Source organism: Clostridium sp. AF17-21AC, assembly GCF_003461365.1.
GTDB lineage: Bacteria > Bacillota > Clostridia > Lachnospirales > Lachnospiraceae > Coprococcus > Coprococcus ammoniilyticus.
The window spans coordinates 259,706-283,175 of the sequence record NZ_QTWY01000001.1 but is presented as its reverse complement, the minus strand read 5'-3'; the positions used below and the strand labels follow the sequence as shown (position 1 = coordinate 283,175).

Below are 23,470 nucleotides of genomic sequence, written 5' to 3'. Positions count from 1 at the left end.
TAACTCCGGTTGTCTTACTATACCGATTCGGAATCTTCGTATAAGACTTCTGATAAAAGATTTGCAAGCCTTTGTTCTGCTGTTTTTGGTTTCTTGGAATAGAGCCTTACAACGTCTGCCATCTCATTAAGAGCATTGATGGTAGGAGTGATTTCCCTTAAGAACATAATCTCATTATATTCCTCATTCGATTCAAACCCTATTGTTTTGGCAATATCCGTCTGACCATCATTCCCCTTGAAGTTTTTGCAGGCGAACTGGAAGGAATCCAAAAACAGACCATATTGTTTTAACATCAGCAGTAATAAATCTTTTGAAAAAGCATCTTCTTCTTTGGTAAGGGCAAGCGGTAACTGTTCCAGAATATCTCCCATCGCATCACGAATCTGTAACTCTCTCTTATCCGTAATGTCGGTTTCATATTCGTCTGTTTCCCCTTTGAGCCATTCCACAGATACATGGAGTGCTTCCGAAAGACCTTCCAGCACCATTTTTTTCGTATTGTCAATCGAACCATTCTCATAACGCAGGATTGTAGAAGCGGTAACTCCCATCTTTTCTGCGACATAAGGCTGTGTCAGATTCAATTCCAGACGGCGCTGTTTTATTCTGCTGCCTATCAGCTTGCGTAGTTCTTTATCTTTCATGCTGACTGCCTCCTTTTTCGGTATGTATGAATTATAGCATTGTTTCTCTAAAATTGCAATATGCAATATAAAAATTGTTTTTAATATTTCGTAACGCTTGACAAAAAGATTTGGAAGGGATATACTTACATCACAAGAATTGCATAATGCAATTTACAAGGAGGTGATTATATGACGCAAAGAAAAATTGCATTATCCATCGAAGAAGCTGCCGACTATACGGGAATCGGCAGAAACACCTTAAGACAGCTTGTAGAATGGAAGAAACTTCCGGTATTAAAGGTTGGTCGTAAAGTCCTGATTAAAACCGATATTCTGGAAATGTTTATGGAAGCGAATGAAGGTCGTGATTTGAGGGATAGAGGAAATGTAAAAGCCGTAACAAGAACTGCGGCAAATTAAAAAGGCGGCTTCCAAAGAAACCGCCAAAGGTTCTATCAGACCGAAGCCATGATATACCTACACGCAAGAAGATTATACCATGTGCTTCTTCTGATACGCAACCGAGAACTTATGTTTGCAAAAGAAAGGGGAATGTAATAATGGCAAAATCAACAAAAAGTTATGAAGAACGAATGCTTGAAATGGAAAAGAAGGAACAGGAAAGCCTTGAAAAAGCAAAACGATATGCAGCACAGAAGAAAGAACTTCTAAAACGAAAGAAAGCCGAAGAAAGTAAAAAACGAACCCATAGGCTCTGTCAGGTTGGCGGTGCGGTGGAATCCGTTCTTGGTGCGCCTATTGAGGAGGAAGACATCCCAAAGCTGATTGGTTTTCTGAAAAAGCAGGAAGCCAATGGGAAATTTTTCTCAAAGGCAATGCAAAAAGAAACAAATACTGATATGGAGGAAGTGTAATGGCGGAGGGGATGAGTTTTTCATTCCCTTCATTGCTTTTTCATGAAGGGCGCACTTATGGACAACCAGAGGTCGTCCCAATAAGTTTGCCACAAGTGGCAACCGGTCTGCGCTCACGCTTGCCGGGCTCGTTCCGTCAGCGGGGCTTTCAGCCAGACCTGCTCATGCCGCAGGAGGCACTCTTCGCCAGAGAGGCGCATTCCATGCAGGCTGCTATGCGCAGGGCACTCTTACGCAGAGGGCGTTCCGGCAATGCTGCTTTTTCTAAAACTGAAAGCAATGTTGCCGGAAATCTATGCCGGATACGTCAGAAAGGAGGAATCCAGACATGGCGATTTTTCATTACACAATCAAAATAGTCGGACGAAGTAAAGGGAAATCTGTTATCTCCGCTTCCGCATATCTCAATGGGGATGTGATGAAAAACGAGGAAACCGGGAGAATCAGTTATTACACTTCTAAAAAAGAAGTGGTCTACACCAGTCTTATGATGTGTGAAAACGTACCTCCTGAATGGCAGATAGTACTAGAAGAAAATATAAAACGCTTTCAAAAATCTGTCCGATACAAAAGATCAGAAGATAAAGAAGCTACTTTAGAAAAATTTAAAATCACATTTCAGAAACAAAGGTTATGGAATGAGGTATTGAAGATTGAAAAAAATGCAGATGCCCAACTTGGCAGGTCATTTGAATTTGCCCTTCCCAAAGAATGGAACAGACAGGAACAAATTCAATATACAACTGACTATATTCAAAAAACTTTTGTAGATAGAGGAATGTGTGCTGATTGGAGTATCCACGATAAAGGGGATGGCAACCCCCATGTTCATCTGCTTCTGACTATGCGTCCTTTTAACCCGGATCATTCTTGGGGAAAGAAAGAAGTCAAGGATTGGGATTTTGTCAGAGATAAAAACGGAAATATCGTGATTGATGAATCCCATCCGAACTGGTGGCAGGATAAGAAAAACCCTGACCGTCATGGAATCCGTATCCCTGTATTAGACGAAAACGGAATTCAGAAGATTGGTGCAAGAAACCGCCTGCAATGGAAACGGGTGCTGACCGATGCTACCGGATGGAACAATCCAAAAAATTGTGAACTGTGGCGGAGTGAGTGGGCAAAGGTGTGTAATGAACATCTTCCTTTGCATAATCAGGTCGATCACCGTTCTTATGAAAAACAGGGAAAACTCCAGATTCCTACCATCCATGAAGGCGCTGACGCAAGAAAGATTGAACAAAAGTTTCTTGCCGGGCAGGAAATAAAAGGTTCGTGGAAAGTAGCGGAAAATCAAATCATAAAACAACAAAACACGTTATTGCAAAAGATACTGGACACCTTTGGAAAAGTATCGGGTGCATTATCATTATGGAAGGAGCGATTAAATGACATTAGAAGAAAGCCGGGAAATTATACCCTTAATGGAATCCATGATTGGGCAAATCGAAGAACAGCAGACCTTAATGGCAGAAATGATTCTGGAAATGCAGAATCGGGACACCCAACTCTCTCTTATGCAGGAACAGAATCAGAAATTGCAAAAATTAAACAGCGAGTTATCCGAGCTGCTCAACATTTTGCCAAATACCGAGGAACTGCTTTCCAAGATGGAAGAACAGAAAACGAAGATAGAACTTTTGGAAAACGAAAATCAGCAATGGCAGAAATTGGTACAGAAGCTGAACAGCGAAAACAGTTTATTACTGAAACAGAACACCGAATTGCTGAACTGGAACAGCAGATAGAGAAAGGACGTGATATAGATGAACGAATCCAGAGAATCAAAGAACGCCGAACAGTTGGAAGAACTTCTCCTCTTGACCGAGGAGATACAAGAAGAACTGGAACAGAAAGACCAGCTTATCGTGGAACTAAAGACGCAGCTCAACGAATCTCTGACCTTGAACGAGAAATTAAACAAAGAGAACAGAGCCGGGAATATTCAAGCATTAAAGAACGACTTGAAGCTAGCAGACAGAGCATTGCGGAACGAGAAAGAGAAGCTGCGAAGCGCAAACGTCACGATAGGGGAATGTCAAGATAAAATACGATGCTTAACACAACAACGGGATTATGCCCGGACACATCAGAAAATCGTAGAGATACCGGTAGAAAAGCCGGTACCCTATGAAAAATGTGAAGCCTGTGACCGGACAGCCTATCAGAATGAAAAAGCGAAATACGAAACACAAAAAGAGCGACTTGCAGGACAGTATAAAGCAAAAACGGTAATGTTCCAAACAACCTTGTTCCTTCTTGCATGGTATTCGCTGACAAACACTCTTTTTCAGGCAGTACAGTCAGATGTGTTTCTTTCCGATTGCAAATCATTCTTCCATGATGCAGCGTCATTCATACAAACTTTTATCGGTTGGACGATTGAGGTCGGGCAATCTGTGGCACAGATTAGCACAAAAATTCCAAATCCTTTTATAGCCGGAATGGTATATTGGATATTGCTAATATTGATTGTAGGAATATGTGTGGCAGGAACAGGGATACTGGCGATACTGATAGAAATAAAGGTTATAGAATTATATAGGGAAAAGTGTTGGGATGTCATTACTCTACTGATGATACTGACAAGTGCTGCTGTCATCATTTATTTTGGAGAAGCAATCAAAAAAGCACTGTCAGTAAATCTTCTATTGCTTTTTGTACTTTTGCAGGGCGCATATGTTGGACTTAGGTGTTATTTAGAATCGTACCTTGAGAAAAGAAACTATTAAGCATTTTTTACAAAGCTATGTACAAAATCATTCTAAAATTCCCATTCAATAATACGATTGAGAAAACCTCTCTGATACAGTATAATAAAGTGTTAGGGAGGTATCTCTATGAAGGAAAAAATACTAATCATTGAAGATGATTTTACGATACAAACACAGCTTAAAACTCTTTTGTATGGGAATGGATATGAAGTATTTGCAGTTACGGATTTTTCCCAAACAATAGAGCAGTTAAAAGAAGCTGCACCACATCTGGTTATTCTGGATATAAAACTTCCGGGGAATAACGGTTTTGAAATATGTTCTCAAATTCGCACTTTTTCAGATATTCCGATTGTATTTGTAACAAGCAGCAATACAGATATGGACGAACTAAACAGCATTATGCTGGGTGGAGATGCGTTTATCACAAAGCCTTATAATCCTGCTATTCTTCTTGCTAAAATTGCTGCATTGTTAAAGAAAGCCTACCGTTCCTCTCAAACAGAAATTTATATGTGGAAAGAAGCTACCCTGCATTTGGAGAGTAGCATGATAGAGTACAAAGGACAGAAAGCAGAATTGACAAAGAATGAATTGAAAATCCTCTACTACCTTTTTAAGAACGCTGGAAAAATCTGTTCCAGAAATGATATTGTGGATTTTCTTTGGGATAATCAGCTTTATGTTGATGATAATGCCCTAAGTGTCAATATTACCCGTATTCGTGACAAACTGGCAACAATCGGACTTGTAGATTTCATTAAAACAAAACACAGGCAAGGATATACATTATGAGTGGAAAACAATATTTGAAAAATCAACTCCCCGTTATTTTAATCAATCTGCTGGGTATGCTTGCCTTTGCCTTGTTCCTGATTGCAAGCGATAATCCTATCCAAACAGTCCTGTTTATTCTTGCGGTCTGGTCGATTGTCCTTGTTTTATCTTTGCTGACTTTTTATTTCTCACGAAAAAAGTATCTGAATAAATTGCTCAATATGACGGAGCAATTAGAAGAACGATATTTATTGCCGGAAATCATGCAAGTGCCGGAAAGGGCTGATGAACAGGTTTTTTACCAGATTATGAAAATGGCTGAAAAATCCATGTTGGAACGGATTGGCGAAGTACAGAGGGAACGCAGGGAATATAAAGAATACATTGAACAATGGATACACGAAGTAAAAACACCAATTACAGCTATGAAGCTGCTGTGTGAGAATAACCGTTCTCCCTTTTCCAGAGAGGTATTGGCAGAGTTAGAGAATATCAATCAATATACAGAACAGGCACTTTACTATGCCAGAAGTGAACACGCTGAAAAAGACTATTCTGTCCGTGAAGTCAATTTATGCGATGTTGTGAATAGTGCAATCGCAGATAATAAGTATCTTTTGCGTCAAAGTAATATGTCAATTCAGATAGACGATATAGAAACAATGGTTTACACTGATGAAAAATGGGTGCGGTTCATCTTAAATCAGATTATCGGTAATGCAATCAAATACCATGCAGAGCAGCCTATTTTGCACTTTGGGGCAACAAAAACGAATGACAAGATTGTGTTATCTATCAGCGATAATGGGATAGGTATTCCTAAAAGTGATTTACCCCGTATTTTTGAAAAAGGATTTACAGGTCAGAATGGGCGAACCGGGAAAAATTCTACTGGAATTGGCTTATATCTTTGCAAGCGTCTATGTGATAAACTGGGAATAGGACTTACTGCTTATTCCGAAAACAGAGGAACAACGATTTCACTTATCTTTCAAATGAATGATTTTATTATCGGAGTGCAGGGCTGACAGGTTCTGCACTTCTTACATTTTTGTAAGAATTGTGTAAGAAAACTTGATACAAAAAATGAGATACTCCATTTAAAATATGGGTATGGAACAGTTAAGGAGGTTTATCCGATGAATACAATTTTGAAGCTGGAGCATATCCAGAAATATTATGGCAATGAGGGGAATATTACCAAAGCCATTAAAGATATTAGTTTTTCTGTGGAAGCCGGAGAATTTCTCGGAATTATGGGTGCGTCCGGTTCTGGAAAGACAACGCTGCTAAACTGTATTTCTACGATTGATACCGTAAGTGCAGGGCATATTTTTTTAGAGGGAACAGATATAACGGAAATCAAACCAAAATTCCTTGCCCGCTTTCGCAGAGAGAATTTAGGTTTTGTATTTCAAGACTTCAATTTGCTGGATACATTGACAATTTCAGAAAACATTGCACTGGCATTAGCAATCAATAAAGTCCCTGCAGGGATTGTAGAACCCCGCATTTTGGATATAGCCGGAAAGCTGAATATCAGCGATATTCTAAACAAATATCCTTATCAGGTATCGGGCGGTCAAAAACAGCGTTGTGCCTGTGCAAGAGCAATTATCAACAATCCGAAACTCTTATTGGCAGATGAACCGACAGGAGCATTAGACAGCCATTCCTCACAAATGCTGCTGTCTACCATTCAAAGTATCAATGAACAGCTTAGGGCGACAATTCTTATGGTAACTCATGACGCTTTTACCGCCAGCTATGCCAACCGTATTCTTTTTTTGAAAGACGGAGAAATCTTTATGGAACTGCGCAAGGACAACGACAGCAGAAGTGCTTTTTTTGATAAAATTCTGAATGTCCTTACCATGATTGGAGGGGGACAGAGCCATGTATGCTAAACTTGTTTTCAGAAATGCAAAACGGTCTGTAAAAGACTATCTGGTCTACATTGTCACAATGACAATCTGTGTTACCTTGTTTTATGCGTTCTTGTCTATTTCCAGTAGTTATTATAGCCCGGATATAGGCAGCGAGTATGATTTTACTCTGTTAAGTGACGGAATGAAAATTGCAATCTGCATGATAACATTGCTGTTGTTATTTTTGATACGGTTCGTCAATCATTATATGCTAAGACGGAAGCAAAAAGAGTTTGCTGTCCAGTCCATTATGGGAATGGAACAAAAAACTATTGGCAGGATTTTCTTTGCAGAAACACTGATTATGGGTATGTTTTCCATTTTGATTGGTATTTTTTGCGGTGTATTTTGTTCTCAATTCATTACCGCAATGCTCCTTACTGCTTATGGAAAGCCTTATGAAATCTCATGGACATTATTCCCGGATACCGTTTTGTTGACAGTGGTATTTTTTGTGGCAAGTTTTTTTGTGGTAGGAATTTTCAATACCCGTACCATTCAGAAAACAAAAATTATTGATATGCTTTCCGCAGAGAAAGAGAACGAACCAGAGCTAAAAAAGACCCGCTTCATTTCTGTTGTAGTAGTCCTCTTTGAAGTATTTACCGTATGGGGATTGATTGCAGGAATACAAAAGGTCTGGTTTTATTATGACACCCGCTTTGCGTTTCCGGTGCAGCTTATGTTTTGGGGAAATATTCTTTTTCCGCTGCTTACTTTGCTGTGGTCGATATTTTGCATAATCAGAAAGAAAAAAAGAGAATGTTTCATTGCTGGTTTGCTGATATGTTCTGTATTGAATGCTTTTACAGCAGCCAGCGTTGCAGCATTAACAAATAAATATTATCTGCCTTTAGGTGGTGGAACGCTCAATCAATATCTGCTTTTTGTTGTGATTGACTTACTTTTCTTCATTTGTGCCTTCATTTATCTTACCAGTGGTTTGATTGTAGCATGGAAAGAAAAATCGCCAGAACACCGATACCATGAGGAAGCACTTTTCTTTTTCGGACAGATTACCTCAAAGCTGAATACGACCAGCAAGACTATGGCAGTCATTTGTATCACTTTGGTATTAGCAATTTTCATGTTCGTTGCAGCCCCTATTTTGACGGGCTGGTCGTCTGGTTATTTGGATATACGCTCTATGTATGATGTGCAGGTATATTCGAGATACAATGATGTTTATGAAGAAGAAAATCTGCCACAGGACAGTTATGAAATCATTACTGATTTTCTGGCAGAACATAAAATAGATACAGACTATGATTGCACTTTCAATCTATATCTGCCAGAGAAAGACGATTTTCACAACAGACAGAAATATGATTTTCCGATTGTGGCAATTTCTTTAAGTGATTATAACACCATAAGGAAAATGTTGGGTTATGAACAGATTTCTCTGGGGGAAGATGAATTTACGACACAATGGGCGGCAATCGCCACCGAGGAAGAACGGGATAGCTTTTTGAAAGAGCATACCAGTATTTTGACAGACGCAGGAGAATTGACTCTTTCCGAGCAGTCCTATTATGAGGAAGCAATCGGAGAAACAGCGTACAATTCCTATACAGATATACTCTATGTACTTCCAGACAGTATTTGTGAAAAGCTGTTGCCGGTAATAAAAAACCGCTATATCACAACAGAAGAAAACATCTCCTATGAAAATGCAAGGGAACTGGAAAAATTTTTTACAGAGGAATACCCAGAGCAAGCAGAAAGCGGTGTTATGTATGGAATACGGTTCAGTACATTACAGAGGAACAGTACAATAGCAAATAATTTTGTTTTACAGGCTGCAATGCTTTATGGTGCTGTTGTATTGATGATTATATGTCTTACCGTACTTTCCTTGCAACAACTCTTAGACGCAGGACAATATAAATATCGCTTCTCTGTACTCCGAAAATTGGGGGTGGAAGAAAAGCATATCGGAAAACTTATCTTGCAACAATTAAGTGTTTGGTTTGGGCTTCCAATTATCACAGCAATCATTGTAGCTGCTGTTGTAATAGCTTACTTTATCCAAACCATATCAGCAGAAATTTCAGCCTATATCGGGTTTGGTGCATTGATGTTACAAATAGGGGCAACAATGGGCATTTTGGCAATTTTATTGATTTGTTATTTCATAAGTACATGGATTATTTTTAGGCATTCTGTTAATCCATAGAAAATATGTAATTATTGCATTTCGCACATTCTTTAAAGAGGGATAGCACTCTTAATGAACACTATCCCTCTTTCACTTAATAAAGTTCTAATGAATCTTCTGCATCCACCCACATCTGTAAATTGCCCTCAAGATATAATCTTGCATATTCCAAAGGCTCATCCACAGCTAATGAAGTAAGTGCACATTCTGATCCATATGTGGTTTTTAAATCTTTTTCAGCTTCCCAGCAGTCAATGCGAAGCATATATCCAGCACTTGTGTAAACATCAATACTATCGTGATTTATGTTGTATTCTGCATAAATTGTTCTCATCGTATCTTATCTCCATTTTCTTTTGATAATCAGTAATAGAGTTAAATATCGAAAACATTTCAATCAGTTCACCATGTCGTTATTGTTATATGTTATACTGTGTTATGAAATTTTCTTTCCCTTAATTTTTCCCATATTAAGGTTCATGAAAGCTAATGGGAGAATGTAACACAAGGGAAAGAGTAAGGGAAAGTACACTTGCTACAAACTTAGTATTTTCAAGGGTTTGCGAAGAATTTGATAATCAAATATAACAGTTATTAAATTTCCTAAAATATGTGAAATATCAACTGGAATTTGTCTATCTTTTATCCTTATATGCATATTCAAAGTTTATTGGTGGTGCAGTCACTGATACATACACAAATTTCTCATTACCATCATTCAATAAACCATGAACATCTTTATCTGCAAATCTTACAACATCCCCAGCAGTAAACACTTTTTCTTGTTCATCTGCAAGTAATAGTTTACCCGTTCCTTTTGTTGCATACCAAATTTGTTCTGACGCATCATGTGTATGTCTTGGTTGGCAAGCACCTATTTCAAGATGAACCTCTGTAATTGTCACCCTTTCACTTGATGAATTTTCAGGATTTAATAGTTGTCTTGAAACAACTCCTGGATTTGATAATTCAACTATCTTCTCTTTACTTATGAATTCCATACTATACCTCCACAACTCCCGATTTGATAAAATAAGATTATATCCACCATTCTGGTGTTAAATCGCCAAGCGTTACTATTCGCTCATTTTCATAATCCATCATTATCTCAATTTTTCGATATTCTTCTGGCATTAGCTGTGTCATAAATTCCCTGCAAGCTCCGCAAGGTGGAATGGCTTTTCCATCTCCATCAATAGCAATTACTCGTTTAATAGCATCCTCACCATTTGTAATCATATTGAAGATAGCATTTCTTTCGGCACATACGCCCAAAGTACACGCTGTATCTACGCACACCCCAACATAAATTTTACCCGATATAGATTCTACCGCAGCAGCAACTCCTCCTGCTTCAATAATTTTCGAAACATCTCGTGGTTTTAATACCTGTTTTGCTGCATCGTATAACTCTTCCCATTTATTATCCATAAATTTCAGTTCTCCCTTATAACTTTCGCTTTATCTTTCTACTCAACTACACGCCAACTTCTTTAAAATATTAACATAATATTTAAGCTCATTCAAGGAACTCAAATAAACACACAAGTGGAATACCTCAAATTAAGTTTGTTTATTTGAAATTGCAATATAACTGCATATAGAAATCAGGAAACTTATACAGTACAAAACAACCGCTCCAAAACTAAACAATACTTCTCCCAAATAAGTTAGTCCTGGCATAAATCCATATCCAGGAATATTATTATAGTAAATCATCAGTCCTATGGATATAAGCAGCGGAATTAGTTCTGCCGAAAACAATATTCGCCAAAGTTTTTTTTCTTGCGAATGGTTATCACAAATAATATTATAGGAAATCACAATAATAACAATTTTTTCAAAGAGTATTTTCATCAATTCCGGAAATACTAATACCGAAAATATATCGGAAAATGTATTGGAGGTTTTTATCATGAGACATTTTATCTTATCGTGTGAATCGACAACGGATCTGCCATATTCTTATCTGAATGAACGGGAAATTGCGGTCATTCCTTATACTTACGTTATTCATGAACATGTATACGAGGATAACATGGAACGAAATCCGGATCTGATGCCGAAGTATTATAAGATGTTGGAAAAAGGGCTGCTGCCTACAACCTCCCAGATCAACGAAGCTTCCTATTATGATTTCTTTGAAGAACTGATACAGAAGGGGGATGTGCTTCATATCACATTCAGCTCCGCCTTAAGCGGATCGGCAAATAATGCCTATCGTGCGGCGGCAGCAATAAAAAAGAACTATCCGGAAAAACAGATACAGATCATTGATTCTCTCTGCGGTGCAGGGGGATATGGATTATTAACAGACTACGTTGCCGATATGCGGGATGAAGGTCTTTCATTGGCAACAGCTGCCGACTGGATCATGAAGCATCGTACCTGTATCCATCACCAGTTTTTTACAACCGATCTCACCTTTCTGCACCATAGCGGGCGGATCAGCGGCACTGCTTCCCATATCGCATCGATCCTGAACATTCATCCTCTGATCCGGCTGGATCAGAACGGAATGGCAGATGCCTATACAAAAGTCCGTGGCAAGAAGCGCGCCGTAAGAGAGGTGATCTCTGAGATGGAATACTACGCAGAAAACGGGACAGACTACAATGGAAAATGCTTCATCTCCCATGCTGCCTGCCCCGAGCTTGCCTATCTGTTAAAGAACTCCGTCCTACAGACATTTCCGAATGTCACTCATCCGGTACGCATCTTAAATGCCGGTACAATTACCGCATCCCACTGCGGTCCCGGCGCTGCCGGACTGTTCTTTCTCGGACGCGAACGCCCGTATTAATTTAATATTCATCCGGTACAAGTACCTTTTCAATCTCTGCGATATAGTATCTGTGATAATCCTTATCCGGATATACCTTTGCTCCTTCCTCAGGATCAGCAAAGGTAGCAGGATCAATATCTCCTTCGCACATTTTTCTGCAAATGAGTGTAATGCCTGCCTCCTTGATAACCGGAACATCACCACAGAAATCAAGGGTGATCCCTGCTCCTGCAAATTTATCCGCTACATCCTTACCGGATGTTCTTCCGCAATAAGTCAGTGCCTTTCTGTACTCTTCCGGAAGCACACAAACGGAAAATTCCTTCTGTTCATCGATAAACTGCTTTGTATATCTCTGTGGGCGGATATAAATCGTTATAACAGGCTTTGACCAGAATTCACCAAAGGAACCCCAGCTTACTGTCATCGTATTTGCCTTCTCATGATCTCCTGCAGTTACAAGGGCCCACTTTTTGTTGATCATTTCGATCAGATTTCCTTTTAATTCCTCTGCATTGATTTCTTTCATCTTGATAATACCTCACTTTTCTGATTACTCAGTTCCTGAAGTGTTTACTGTAACAGAAATACATCCTGATACAATAATGAGGCACTGATCATTCTCAATGCCTCATTGCAAAATCGTATGGTACACTGGTATTACCAGCTGGTTTTTGGCTCATTATACCATCCGCTTTTGTTTTGTCAACCAACAGCTTTTCAGAAACAAATCGTTTTTTATTACTTTTTAACACAGGTTTTATAATATATGAAATTATTTTCAACCTTATGCTTTTCTTTTTTTATTTTTTTTTATTTTATTCAGATATCAAATACTATAACTTTATTTTTATTTTTTTATAGTGATCGGTCTGTTTTAATCCTGTGATCGATCTGTTTTCAGATCAAACACACCCTGTCCATATCGTTTAAACTGCATCATCATCTCATGTGTCAGACTCAGATGTTCTCCATAGTCCGGGATCTGCTCGCGCTCTACCCATTCGCCGCTTGCAAGTTCTTCATGATCGATGGTCAGTTCCGGTTCATGCTCATCTGACTTTTTTCTGTCTGCCTGACAGAAGAATCCCATCAGCAGATTGCTGTCAAATCCCCACGGCTGTGATTTGTAATACCGGATATTCTTAACCGGTATTCCGACTTCCTCCATCACTTCACGCCGAACCGTTTCCTCTACCGTCTCACCTATTTCCGTAAAGCCGGCGATCAGGGCGTATCGTTTATACTCTCTTGCAGCGTAAGTTGTAAGAATGATACGATTACCATCTGTCACTCCGACAATTACTGCCGGTGCGATCGTTGGGAAGATCAGATGTCCGCAGGACGGACAACGGAGCATCCGTTCTTTCTCATCCGGGAGCACAGGCGTTCCGCAGGCTCCACAATAGCGGTTCATCGAATACCACAGATGCAGATGCCATCCGGTTGCCGCCGCAAGCACTTCTTCCTTTGGCTTGCAGCTTCTGGTCTTATACATGCTCCGGTATTCATAACCCAGAATCTCCAGACGCTCTCCCCAATTTACATCAGTTGCTCCATTCGCTGATCTTTCAACATAATAAGGCTCTGTTGTCCGGACAAGATCCTGCGGCCGATACAGAAAATACTGTCTGTCATCGATCACAAACAGGTAGGTCAGATTATCCTGCCATGATGCATCCTGCGTGACCGTATCATTTATTCCTATATAGCTTTTATATTCCGAGACAGTGAGCCAGACCAGCTCATGCTCATCCTCTACCTTTTTGGCAAGGATCAGTTTCTCGGAAAATGCAAGGATCACATCATCATTCTTCGGCGGTTTTCGATATGCATATTCATTATGAAACCGTTTTGGTTCTATATCCTGTATCATCTTCCTATACCAGACAGGCTGTCTGATACGATATGAAAACATCTGTATTATCAGTGCTTTTATATGCGGATCAGCCAGCCTGTTTCTTTCTTTTTGAATTTATACCATGAATCATTTCTGTCGACACTGTCGTTTCGATTCATATATGGACACAGCTTTGCGTCTCTGTTATTACTTCTTTAACTGAGCCAGACGTTCTTCAACCTGGGCTTTCATTTCTGTATATTTTGCAAGCTTGGCTTTTTCTTCTTCTACCTTGGCAACCGGTGCTTTATCTACAAATTTAGGATTTGCAAGCATACCGGATGCACGCTTGATCTCACCGGCCAGACGACCGGATTCTTTCTCCAGACGCTCGATCTCTTTGTCGATATCAACCAGCTCTGCAAGCGGAATATAGAGTGCGGCATCATGTATCAGGGTAGATACTGCATTCTCATCAATACCATTCTTGCTATCCTGAATGAATACCTCACTTGCATATCCAAGTGTTGCAAAGAAATTCTTTGATGCTTCAAATATATCACGGATCTCACTCTTAGCAGATACAACATATACAGTTGCTTTCTTGCTTGGCGGTACATTCATACCGGTACGCAGATTACGAATCGCACGAACCGCAGCCTTGATCGTATCAACTGCATTTTCATCCTGCTTGAAGTTCCACTCCTCTTTATATACAGGCCAGTCAGAGATCATGATAGATTCTTCCTCATCCTGAATATTACAGAAAATCTCCTCCGTGATAAACGGCATATATGGATGTAATAATTTCAATGCCTGGATCAGAACTGTCTTTAATGTCCAGAGGGCTGCTGCCTTTGTCTCGTCTGCATCATTGTAAAGTCTTGGCTTAACCATCTCGATATACCAGTCACAGAATTCTTCCCATATGAAGTCATATACCTTGGAAACTGCGATACCCAACTCGTATTTCTCCATGTTATCTGTCATCTCAACTGCCAGATCATTGACCTTGGATAAGATCCAGCGGTCAGCGATCGTGAGATCAGATAATTTTACATTTGAGAAATCCGCCTTTTCCATGTTCATCATAATGAATCTGGATGCATTCCAGATCTTATTTGCAAAGTTTCTGGAATTCTCTACACGCTCCCAATAGAAACGCATATCATTTCCCGGTGCATTACCTGTGATCAGTGTCAGCCGAAGGGCATCTGCACCATATTTATCAATAACCTCAAGCGGATCGATACCATTCCCAAGAGACTTACTCATCTTCCGGCCCTGATCGTCACGAACCAGTCCGTGGATCAGAACATGCTTAAATGGGCTCTTTCCTGTCTGCTCCAGTGCGGAGAATACCATACGGATAACCCAGAAGAAGATGATATCGTATCCGGTTACAAGTACGTCAGTCGGATAGAAATATTCATATTCCGGTGTCTTCTTTGGCCAGCCAAGTGTTGAGAACGGCCAGAGTGCGGATGAGAACCATGTATCCAGTGTATCTTCATCCTGTGTCAGATGTGTACATCCACATTTCGGACATACCGTCGGAACTTCTCTGGAAACGATCGTCTCATGACACTCATCACAGTAATAAGCCGGGATCCTGTGTCCCCACCAAAGCTGACGGGAGATACACCAGTCACGGATATTTTCAAGCCAGTGGATGTATGTCTTATCAAACTGCTCCGGTACAAATTCCAGCTCATCTGTCTTGATCAGGTCAAGAGCTGCCTGGCCCATTTCCTTCATACGGACAAACCACTGTGGCTTGATCATTGGCTCTACCGTTGTCTTACATCTGTCATGTGTTCCTACGTTATGTGTGTGTGGTACAACCTTTACAAGAAGACCTTCTTTTTCCAGATCTGCTACCATTGCTTTTCTTGCTTCATAACGATCCATGCCTGCATATTTGCCGCCCTTCTCGTTGATCGTAGCATCGTCATTTAAGATATTGATCTCTTCCAGATTGTGTCTCTTGCCTACTTCAAAATCATTCGGGTCATGTGCCGGTGTGATCTTTACACATCCGGTTCCAAATTCCATATCTACATATTCATCTGCGATAACAGGAATCTCTCTATCTGTAAGTGGAAGCTTCAGCATCTTACCGATGATATCCTTATAACGCTCATCCTTTGGATTTACGGCAACCGCTGTATCACCAAGCAGGGTTTCCGGTCTGGTCGTTGCTATCTCTACATATCTTCCTTCTTCTCCAACGATCGGATAATTGATATGCCAGAAATGTCCTTCCTGCTCTACATGCTCTACCTCTGCGTCCGAAATGGATGTCTTACATACAGGACACCAATTGATAATTCTGGAACCTTTGTAGATATATCCCTTTTCATAGAGATTAACAAATACTTCCTTAACTGCTTCTGAACATCCCTCGTCCATTGTAAAACGCTCTCTGTCCCAGTCAGCAGATGAACCCAGCTTCTTTAACTGATTTACGATTCTTCCGCCGTATTCTTCTTTCCATTTCCAAGCATGCTGTAAGAAAGCCTCTCTGCCAATCTCCTTCTTATCAATGCCTTCTGCCTTTAATTTCTCTGTTACCTTTACCTCTGTAGCGATCGCTGCATGGTCTGTACCCGGCTGCCATAATGCACTGTATCCCTGCATTCTCTTAAAACGAATGAGAATATCCTGCATCGTATTGTCAAGGGCATGACCCATATGAAGCTGTCCGGTTACATTTGGAGGCGGCATAACGATCGTAAATGGTTTCTTACTGCGATCTACCTCTGCATGAAAATATTTCTTATCTTCCCATTTTCTGTACAGCCTGTCTTCTATGTCGGCCGGATTGTATGTCTTTTCCAGTTCTTTCATCTGTTCCATCCTTTCTGTTTTTATAGCATCTTTAGTGGAGCGTTTTTCCTTTACAGAATCAATCTTCTTACATAGAAAAAGCCCTTTGAAACATCTCTGTTCCAAAGGGCGTATCTTACGCGTTACCACCTTAATTTATCACTCATCTTATTCTGTAACGGGAACGACCCGGCGCATCCTACTGAACATTTCGGATGTGCTGCTCCAAAGCTACCTTCCCACAAATTTCCTCGAAAGACCTTTCAGCCTGTGGATCTTCCTCTCTGGCAGTTCTTTTATGGTACTCCTCTTTTTCCTTGCATTTATGCTGTTAAACTAAATCTCATAGTACAACAGAAGTCTTTCCAGTGTCAAGCGGTTTTAAACGTAATCTTGCTATTTTTCATACATCAATACTCTTTCCCACGGCATAAGTGTCGCTCCATCATCCTCCGAGAAACATGCGCTCATCTGATCCGATATCACCTTTAACTTTTTCCGTATTCTTTCATAGCTAAAGAATCCATTATCATTCTGCTGATCCGTCATGGCATATTCAAATACTCTCGCACGGTCTTCATTTGGAAAGCTCTTTGAGTAGGTGTCAATAAATGCAATCTCTGACGCATCACCGGATGAAAATGCTACATAGGTATTGTCATAGCTATTTTCATTTGCAATATAATCGTAATCATAATCGAATCCAGCCGGGTTGCACTCCGACCAAATTCCTTCATCAAACCAACAGCCGGTGTAATTCATATGGTTCTCGATCGCATGAAAGATCTCATGGTGGATCGTGCTGATATAGGCAGATTGATCATTGATATCAATAACCAGAAATGTGTCATTCTCCAGAGTATTCTGAACACCGGCAGCAGTTGTAAGTGCCGTTTCATCTGTTCCTATGATTGCTCCTGCCAGATAGATCTTTAATATGCTTCCATATCCATCATCCAGATTTTTCAACATCCGATCCGGATATTTCTTCAACTCATTCTTCAATACTTCCAGTGACTGCGCGGTCAGAAGTGCATTGTCTGACGCCTCATACCGGTAGATATCCTTGCTGCACTCCGTCACTTCATCAAATATATGTACCTCTACACCATTTTGATCTCCGATATCCTTTGCCTGATGCCGCAGCTCCTGCTTCAGCTCATCGGACGGATGATCCAGATAACTCCATGAATAACGGTAGACTCTGGAATCACCGGAAATGCTGCGCGCATCGTTCAGATCCCATATGTATACTTCTGGTGTGAGTCCACTCGTTGAAAATGCAAAGAAGTTGTATGTATCTATATAAGTACCTTGATCGATATAGATATAATTTGTTTCATCAAATGGGAATGTTACTGCAAGTCTGTTTTCACATTTACCGGTATCCACATTAAAGATCCGGAACTGCAGCTTCTGTGTATTTGTCTCCTGCGACTGACTGGAACAGCCATACATCGCAAGACCATGTTCTACATCGCAGCCAACCTGAAAATCACCTGTATTATCCGGAATCAGAATGCCCGGTTCTTCCCCGGACGTTTCTCCATACACCTGATAGACCTGACCATCCGCATATACCGATGCGTAGTATTTATCCCCACTTCCTTCAAATTGCACGATATTATAATCACCGGTTTCTTTTACATCCACGCCGGTCACACTATAACATCTGACCTCCAAACGGTCTGCCGTATTATCATATGCCGACACCACCAGATACTCCGGTTCTTCCGCATATCCAAGCAGCGTTGTATCTTTTCCTTCTCCTGAATATGCCAGACACACCTCTGCCTCTTTCCCTGACCGCAGATCATATTCATAGATCTGTCCATCCTCTGCATTTGTATAGAAGAAGCCGGTGAGATCCTTTGACATCAGATAACTGTCCGGTGTCCCTTTTTCGATTGGCATAACAGTCTCCTGATCCAACAATGCTCCATACCGGATCAGCTCTTTGTTGCCTTTATCATAGAGAATCACCTCATCGGTTCCATTTGAAAAAACATCTGACGCATATGTATCCTTCGGGCAGCTTACAACCGCTTTCTGCCTGAGATCCGCCAGATCATATAATGCCAGATAACCGTCTTCTCCTACGCCATACTGGATTCCAAGGGCATCCCCCAAAGCAAACATCTTATTGATGTAAATACCATCTTCCTCTACTTTCATATCCAGTTGATACAGGTTCGTCTGTCCGGATACCTTTGCCTGCTTGTAGTATTCTCCCGAGATGATCGACTTCCACTCTTCTTCTGTGGTCGATTCTTCGGTTGTCGTCTGTGAGCCATCTGCCCTGTCAGTATTTTCTTCTGTCAGATACCCGGAGGTTGTTCCCCCATTCTGATTCCCACCTGTCAGCTGACAGCCTGTTATCTGTCCAAGTGTCATGCTGATAACCAGCACTCCCGCCAGCCATCTGCCGATATCTTTCCTGTAATTCTTTCTCATATATGCACCCCATTTCTATGCCATTATAATACCCCTAATTTATCTCCACTTTTTAACAGAATATCATATATTAATTTCCTTGTAACTAATAAAAACCATCAAAATGATGGTTTTTAAGCACTGTTTCGCCATCATTTTAATGGTTTTATATGTTGATCAATTATTCAAAGCATTATCCCAGGATCACTGCCTGCCCGGAGCTTAACCGTATACGGTTGCCATTTAAGCATACGTCATTCTTATTATCTAACAAAACACGAAGCTTCGGCTGCTCATTTGTAGTCAGCAGATCAACCGTGATATCTTCTCTGCTGTAATTCGTTATAATGTAAACGGTCTGGTCTTCTGTCTTTCTTGCATATGCAAATATTCCATCCTTCTCCACAAACATTGGAACGACCTTGCCATAGGTAAATACTTCTTTGTAGTCCTCGAACTTACGAAGTGCGATCAGCTTCTGGTAATAGTGCCATACTGAATCTTTCCTGCCAAGCTGTTCTTTTACATTGATCTCTTTATAATTTGGATTTACAAAGAGCCATGGTGTTCCGGTTGTAAATCCTGCCTGTGCAGAATCATCCCACTGCATTGGTGTTCTGGCATTATCCCTGCTGTTTTCATAGCAGGCTTCCATCGCTTCTTCTACCGTGCAGCCAGCATCGATTGCAACTGCATATTCATTCTTTGTACTAATATCATTGTAATCATCGATCGAAGCCATATGACAGTTACGCATACCGATCTCCTGTCCCTGATAAATAAACGGAATACCACGCAGCATAACACTGATCGTTCCCAGTAATTTGATTCCGTCTTCATTCTGAAGGTAATCCGGCAGATAACGGCTCGCACCTCTCGGCTCGTCGTGATTCTCTATAATATTTGCAAGGAAGCCAACATCTTCACATTCCTTCTGTGCATGGAAGATCACCTTTTTCAGATCATCAAATCCGACCTTCTTCGCATCGTACCAGCCATGATCGCCAAAGGTCATCTCATGCGCTGAGAAATCAAACATCGTTGAAAAATGTCCGTCGTCACCGATAAATTCTTCCAGCTCATCCTTCTTCATATTGAATACTTCAGCAACTGTAAACGCATCGTACTTTTCAAATGTATGCTTCTTCAGATCCTCTAACAGTTCACCAACGCCATCGACGCCCTCAACCATACGGAAGATTCCTGTCATTCCATCTGGTCCGTCCGGCTCATAATTCGGAAAACTCAGATCTTTCTTGATATTGATGATCGCATCGATACGGAAACCCGCAACGCCCTTATCCAGCCACCAGTTGATCATGGTATATAATTCATTTAATACCTCAGGATTGTTCCAGTTCAGATCCGGCTGTTCCTTTGCAAACATATGAAGATAATAATAGTCCGTTCCTTCTACCTTTTCCCATGCACTTCCACCAAAATAAGACCGGTAATTGCTTGGCGGATTGCCATCTTTTCCCTTACGGAAATAAAAATAATCGCCATATTTACCCTCCGGATCTTTTAATGCTTTCTGGAACCATTCATGCTGATCAGAACAGTGATTAATAACAAGATCCATAATGATATACATATCCCGCTTCTTCGCTTCTGCTAACAACTCATCGAATTCTTCCATCGTTCCAAAGATCTCATCGATCTTATAATAATCTGAAATATCATAACCCTGATCGACAAATGGAGACTGATAGATTGGAGATAACCAGATAATATCGATTCCCAGACTTTTCAGATAATCTAAATGATCGATCACGCCACGAAGATCACCGATCCCATCTCCATTTGTATCCTGAAAACTCTTTGGATATACCTGATATGCTACTTTACCATGCCACCATTTTCTTTTCATTATAAAAACCTCCTGTGTTCCTTTTATACTGTCTGTATCTGTTCCACCATCGGATACAGATACTCGTTCTTTTTACACTTTAATTACAGTATACGGAATACATAGAGGTTTTCTATCTTTAAATTGACTATTTTATTGTACTATTTTGACTTTTTACGATATTCGGAAGGTGTCATGTCCTTCTCCTTTTTAAAGCGTCTGATAAAATATCCGATATTGTCAAATCCACAGGCAGATGCAATATCTATGATCTTATCCTCTGTCTCTGCAAGTGCCGTTGCCGCTTTCTCCACACGGATCACATTGATATATTCTGTGATCGTCTTCCCGATATTCTTCTTAAAATACCGGCAGAAATACTGTTCATTCATATTGACCAGCTCCGCCAGTTCAGACAGGCGGATCGGCGAACCGTAATGCTCCCCGATGTATTGCAACACCTTTTTCAGATTCTCTACCGTCCCGGATTCTTCCCTGCCTTCCCTGACCTGTCTTGTAAGCAGGTCATACTTATATGCAACTGCGATCAGCTCTAACATCTTTGCCTTGATATTCAAATAGAGCATATTTTTCTGTAGATTCTGTTTCGGTTCTCCTGGCATGTTCTCACGCGTTATTGAAGAATCCTGATGCTGCGCTTTCTTCGTATCATATTCTTCCATCTGCCTGAGCATCTGTTCAATCTCTTTATAACAGGCACTTAATTCTTCAAATGCCGCATCCCCGCTCTGGCACAGAACCGGCATCCGAAGCTTTCCTTCTGCAAGCGGGCCAAGCACCTTCGCCTCCGTCGCATCATACCGTTCAAAGCACAGGATATCAACAGGGAACACAACCGCACTTTCTATACCATCCTTTTCCAGGATCAATGCATGCAGTTCTTCCGGATGGATGCACATAAATGCCGGTGCATGAACCTGATATTCCTTTGTATTTATCCATACCGGGAAATCACCTTTTTGAAAATAGATCCATTCCATTTCCTCATGCCAATGCGGAACCACATGCCACTCATTTTCTCCGTTCCATTCGTACAAAGCAACCGGATACTGCACCGTTCCATGTGTTCTATTCTCTTTTAACGATGTATTTGCCATTTCCTGCTTTTTCATGCTTTGGTCCTTTCTTATTTTATGCTGGACATCTTCTATATTTCATTATACACTTTTCCTACATGGGGACAAATGGTTTTATATCGTACATCGCATTTATTTTCCTTGGAATCGGTATCGTACTGATCATAATTGCCGTTATATTACTGATACGCTATATAAAACAGGTGACCGCATTTAAGAAATACAAACCTGCATGGGAAAAACACAAAAGCATCTATGATGATTTTGCCATAGAGCTGAATCACTGGTATGATTCCGGACTTCCGCCAAAGAGCTGTGACGGTGATACCTCCTACGCCCTCCGTCTGCAAAGAGAACGACTGGGTCGCAAAGGAATCCGCATGATCCACTACACAGCACCTGCCAAAGAGACTCCCGGAACCACATATTTTTCAAGAAACACCGCATGGTATACCGTTGACCTGATGAATGAACATATCACCAGACGACTGCGGTTTGAGAATTCATCCGGCATCATATATGACCGGGATTCCGATGATACGATGTATGAATCTGTTGTCCACACACCAAATGAAGCCGAGCTTCATCATATGACAATGACCTGCCCGAACTGCGGTGCCGTAAATCCGGTTTCCGCTCTGACACAGGGCTGCCCTTATTGCAATACCGTATTTCAGGTCAAGGATCTGTTCCCACGTATCACAAATACATATTTTATCCGGGATAATAACAAAATGAAAAGAGGAAATATCATATGGTACACGATACTGGTTGTTTTCCTGCTCTCTGTGATCCCATGTCTTTCCGATCCGGATACACCGATTCCTGCAGGACTTTTCATGTCGTATTTTATTACTCTGATCGGGGGAGGATTCTGGGGACTTATTCTTTCATCTGTCCTTGTGATGACAAAACAGTTCAATCGGGATGGCCGAAAACGGATTCCTTTCTGGTCCTATGTAACAACAAAAGGAAAAATCAACCGGGCGTTTGCACCATATGATCCGTATTTTTCTTTTGAGAAATTTGAAGGTCAGATCATCGCGCTGGTTCGTATGACGGTTCTTGCCGATCAGCCGGAAAATCTTGCCTTCTATCGTGGTGCTTCCTTAAATCCATACTTTCGGGACATTATCGAAATGACTTATATGCATGCACTGACCGTTAACGATATCCACATGGAGGGAAGTGAGCTGTGCCTGAATCTTCGTACCTGGTGGATCAATTACAGTGAACATGATGGCGCCATAAACCGTCGGGGCGACTGCATCGACGTATCCCTCCGACGTAATACCGCCTACATGGAACCGCCCGGTTTCTCCATTACTTCCGTCCACTGCCCTGCCTGTGGCGCAAGCTTCGATTCCGTACGCCAGCGCATCTGCCCTTACTGTGGCAACGAATATCATATGGAGAATGCAGGCTTTGTCATTGAAAAGCTGGAGCTTATTTAGAAATGATCTCTTGCTGTTATATACAATAATTCCCACCTGTAAAGACTCATGATGTTTTCTACAAACTGCACATGCCTGATTCGTAAATGCGGGTGCCTG

The 23,470-nt window shown here is 40.8% G+C and carries 21 protein-coding genes and 1 other annotated feature; of the genes, 11 read left to right on the top strand and 10 right to left on the bottom strand.

Annotated features, from left to right (window positions below):
* Nucleotides 1-17 precede the first annotated feature (17 nt).
* On the bottom strand, nt 18-647 hold the full coding sequence (locus DWW85_RS01325) for a helix-turn-helix transcriptional regulator (protein ID WP_055158601.1): 630 nt from the start codon (nt 645-647) through the stop codon (nt 18-20).
* Nucleotides 648-818: 171 nt separating this feature from the next.
* Between DWW85_RS01325 and DWW85_RS01320 the strand changes: the two genes are divergently transcribed.
* The 9 genes from DWW85_RS01320 (at nt 819) to DWW85_RS01280 (ending at nt 9,102) form a co-directional block, all read left to right on the top strand.
* Nucleotides 819-1,049, top strand: a complete 231-nt coding sequence (locus tag DWW85_RS01320; protein WP_004843519.1) for a helix-turn-helix domain-containing protein — start codon at nt 819-821, stop codon at nt 1,047-1,049.
* A gap of 140 nt (nt 1,050-1,189) precedes the next feature.
* Entirely contained in the window at nt 1,190-1,504 is a 315-nt protein-coding gene (locus tag DWW85_RS01315) for a hypothetical protein (protein WP_006859028.1), read from the top strand.
* Entirely contained in the window at nt 1,504-1,863 is a 360-nt protein-coding gene (locus DWW85_RS01310) for a hypothetical protein (protein WP_117807245.1), read from the top strand. Before DWW85_RS01315 ends, DWW85_RS01310 begins: the two co-directional genes overlap by 1 nt.
* Nucleotides 1,833-3,554, top strand: coding sequence for a MobA/MobL family protein (locus tag DWW85_RS01305; protein WP_117807244.1), 1,722 nt, complete (start codon nt 1,833-1,835; stop codon nt 3,552-3,554). Before DWW85_RS01310 ends, DWW85_RS01305 begins: the two co-directional genes overlap by 31 nt.
* A complete protein-coding gene (locus tag DWW85_RS01300) occupies nt 3,493-4,239 on the top strand; it encodes a DUF6040 family protein (protein ID WP_117807243.1) in 747 nt (248 codons plus the stop codon). Before DWW85_RS01305 ends, DWW85_RS01300 begins: the two co-directional genes overlap by 62 nt.
* Before the next feature lie 108 nt (nt 4,240-4,347).
* The gene (locus DWW85_RS01295; RefSeq protein ID WP_015520152.1) at nt 4,348-5,016 is read left to right on the top strand and encodes a response regulator transcription factor; all 669 of its coding nucleotides are present in this window, start codon (nt 4,348-4,350) and stop codon (nt 5,014-5,016) included.
* Entirely contained in the window at nt 5,013-6,026 is a 1,014-nt protein-coding gene (locus DWW85_RS01290) for a sensor histidine kinase (protein WP_117781658.1), read from the top strand. Before DWW85_RS01295 ends, DWW85_RS01290 begins: the two co-directional genes overlap by 4 nt.
* 111 nt (nt 6,027-6,137) lie before the next feature.
* Complete coding sequence (locus DWW85_RS01285; RefSeq protein ID WP_117807242.1) at nt 6,138-6,905, top strand: ABC transporter ATP-binding protein; 768 nt, start codon at nt 6,138-6,140, stop codon at nt 6,903-6,905.
* Nucleotides 6,895-9,102, top strand: a complete 2,208-nt coding sequence (locus DWW85_RS01280) for an ABC transporter permease (protein WP_117807241.1) — start codon at nt 6,895-6,897, stop codon at nt 9,100-9,102. Before DWW85_RS01285 ends, DWW85_RS01280 begins: the two co-directional genes overlap by 11 nt.
* Before the next feature lie 76 nt (nt 9,103-9,178).
* On the opposite strand, the gene DWW85_RS01275 is transcribed toward DWW85_RS01280, so the two are convergent.
* The 3 genes from DWW85_RS01275 to DWW85_RS01265 all read right to left on the bottom strand — a co-directional run bounded on the left by DWW85_RS01275 (nt 9,179) and on the right by DWW85_RS01265 (nt 10,515).
* Entirely contained in the window at nt 9,179-9,418 is a 240-nt protein-coding gene (locus DWW85_RS01275) for a DUF6061 family protein (RefSeq protein WP_006858432.1), read from the bottom strand.
* A 301-nt stretch (nt 9,419-9,719) separates the two neighbouring features.
* Complete coding sequence (locus DWW85_RS01270; RefSeq protein WP_117807240.1) at nt 9,720-10,085, bottom strand: cupin domain-containing protein; 366 nt, start codon at nt 10,083-10,085, stop codon at nt 9,720-9,722.
* Between the two features lie 37 nt (nt 10,086-10,122).
* The gene (locus tag DWW85_RS01265) at nt 10,123-10,515 is read right to left on the bottom strand and encodes a cytidine deaminase (protein ID WP_021944626.1); all 393 of its coding nucleotides are present in this window, start codon (nt 10,513-10,515) and stop codon (nt 10,123-10,125) included.
* A 484-nt stretch (nt 10,516-10,999) separates the two neighbouring features.
* Here DWW85_RS01265 and DWW85_RS01255 point away from each other — a divergent pair, with 484 nt between their 5' ends.
* Nucleotides 11,000-11,887, top strand: coding sequence for a DegV family protein (locus DWW85_RS01255; protein ID WP_117807238.1), 888 nt, complete (start codon nt 11,000-11,002; stop codon nt 11,885-11,887).
* A 1-nt stretch (nt 11,888) separates the two neighbouring features.
* Here DWW85_RS01255 and DWW85_RS01250 read toward each other — a convergent pair whose 3' ends face one another.
* From DWW85_RS01250 to DWW85_RS01225, 6 genes are all read right to left on the bottom strand, one after another.
* A complete protein-coding gene (locus DWW85_RS01250) occupies nt 11,889-12,398 on the bottom strand; it encodes a flavin reductase family protein (protein WP_021944623.1) in 510 nt (169 codons plus the stop codon).
* Nucleotides 12,399-12,746: 348 nt separating this feature from the next.
* Nucleotides 12,747-13,745 carry an NAD(+) diphosphatase gene (nudC, locus tag DWW85_RS01245; RefSeq protein ID WP_117807237.1) on the bottom strand — a complete coding sequence of 333 codons (999 nt, stop codon included), beginning with the start codon at nt 13,743-13,745 and terminating at the stop codon, nt 12,747-12,749.
* Nucleotides 13,746-13,916: 171 nt separating this feature from the next.
* Complete coding sequence (locus tag DWW85_RS01240; protein WP_117807236.1) at nt 13,917-16,559, bottom strand: valine--tRNA ligase; 2,643 nt, start codon at nt 16,557-16,559, stop codon at nt 13,917-13,919.
* A 101-nt stretch (nt 16,560-16,660) separates the two neighbouring features.
* Nucleotides 16,661-16,865, bottom strand: a binding site (T-box leader).
* 69 nt (nt 16,866-16,934) lie between these two features.
* Nucleotides 16,935-18,992 (bottom strand): WD40 repeat domain-containing protein, encoded by a 2,058-nt coding sequence (locus DWW85_RS01235; protein WP_117807235.1) that lies wholly within the window; start codon nt 18,990-18,992, stop codon nt 16,935-16,937.
* A 172-nt stretch (nt 18,993-19,164) separates the two neighbouring features.
* Entirely contained in the window at nt 19,165-20,841 is a 1,677-nt protein-coding gene (locus DWW85_RS01230) for an alpha-glucosidase (RefSeq protein ID WP_117807234.1), read from the bottom strand.
* A gap of 140 nt (nt 20,842-20,981) precedes the next feature.
* The gene (locus DWW85_RS01225) at nt 20,982-21,953 is read right to left on the bottom strand and encodes an AraC family transcriptional regulator (protein ID WP_117807233.1); all 972 of its coding nucleotides are present in this window, start codon (nt 21,951-21,953) and stop codon (nt 20,982-20,984) included.
* A gap of 62 nt (nt 21,954-22,015) precedes the next feature.
* On the opposite strand from DWW85_RS01225, the gene DWW85_RS01220 reads away from it, so the two are divergent.
* Nucleotides 22,016-23,371, top strand: a complete 1,356-nt coding sequence (locus DWW85_RS01220) for a zinc ribbon domain-containing protein (RefSeq protein WP_117807232.1) — start codon at nt 22,016-22,018, stop codon at nt 23,369-23,371.
* Nucleotides 23,372-23,470: the final 99 nt, after the last annotated feature.

Bases quoted from the DNA above. Each gene is read 5' to 3' on its own strand.
- DWW85_RS01325 (WP_055158601.1), bottom strand. From the start codon at position 647: ATGAAAGATAAAGAACTACGCAAGCTGATAGGCAGCAGAATAAAACAG.
- DWW85_RS01320 (WP_004843519.1), top strand. From the start codon at position 819: ATGACGCAAAGAAAAATTGCATTATCCATCGAAGAAGCTGCCGACTAT.
- DWW85_RS01315 (WP_006859028.1), top strand. From the start codon at position 1,190: ATGGCAAAATCAACAAAAAGTTATGAAGAACGAATGCTTGAAATGGAA.
- DWW85_RS01310 (WP_117807245.1), top strand. From the start codon at position 1,504: ATGGCGGAGGGGATGAGTTTTTCATTCCCTTCATTGCTTTTTCATGAA.
- DWW85_RS01305 (WP_117807244.1), top strand. From the start codon at position 1,833: ATGGCGATTTTTCATTACACAATCAAAATAGTCGGACGAAGTAAAGGG.
- DWW85_RS01295 (WP_015520152.1), top strand. From the start codon at position 4,348: ATGAAGGAAAAAATACTAATCATTGAAGATGATTTTACGATACAAACA.
- DWW85_RS01290 (WP_117781658.1), top strand. From the start codon at position 5,013: ATGAGTGGAAAACAATATTTGAAAAATCAACTCCCCGTTATTTTAATC.
- DWW85_RS01285 (WP_117807242.1), top strand. From the start codon at position 6,138: ATGAATACAATTTTGAAGCTGGAGCATATCCAGAAATATTATGGCAAT.
- DWW85_RS01280 (WP_117807241.1), top strand. From the start codon at position 6,895: ATGTATGCTAAACTTGTTTTCAGAAATGCAAAACGGTCTGTAAAAGAC.
- DWW85_RS01275 (WP_006858432.1), bottom strand. From the start codon at position 9,418: ATGAGAACAATTTATGCAGAATACAACATAAATCACGATAGTATTGAT.
- DWW85_RS01270 (WP_117807240.1), bottom strand. From the start codon at position 10,085: ATGGAATTCATAAGTAAAGAGAAGATAGTTGAATTATCAAATCCAGGA.
- DWW85_RS01265 (WP_021944626.1), bottom strand. From the start codon at position 10,515: ATGGATAATAAATGGGAAGAGTTATACGATGCAGCAAAACAGGTATTA.
- DWW85_RS01255 (WP_117807238.1), top strand. From the start codon at position 11,000: ATGAGACATTTTATCTTATCGTGTGAATCGACAACGGATCTGCCATAT.
- DWW85_RS01250 (WP_021944623.1), bottom strand. From the start codon at position 12,398: ATGAAAGAAATCAATGCAGAGGAATTAAAAGGAAATCTGATCGAAATG.
- nudC (WP_117807237.1), bottom strand. From the start codon at position 13,745: ATGATACAGGATATAGAACCAAAACGGTTTCATAATGAATATGCATAT.
- DWW85_RS01240 (WP_117807236.1), bottom strand. From the start codon at position 16,559: ATGAAAGAACTGGAAAAGACATACAATCCGGCCGACATAGAAGACAGG.
- DWW85_RS01235 (WP_117807235.1), bottom strand. From the start codon at position 18,992: ATGAGAAAGAATTACAGGAAAGATATCGGCAGATGGCTGGCGGGAGTG.
- DWW85_RS01230 (WP_117807234.1), bottom strand. From the start codon at position 20,841: ATGAAAAGAAAATGGTGGCATGGTAAAGTAGCATATCAGGTATATCCA.
- DWW85_RS01225 (WP_117807233.1), bottom strand. From the start codon at position 21,953: ATGAAAAAGCAGGAAATGGCAAATACATCGTTAAAAGAGAATAGAACA.
- DWW85_RS01220 (WP_117807232.1), top strand. From the start codon at position 22,016: ATGGGGACAAATGGTTTTATATCGTACATCGCATTTATTTTCCTTGGA.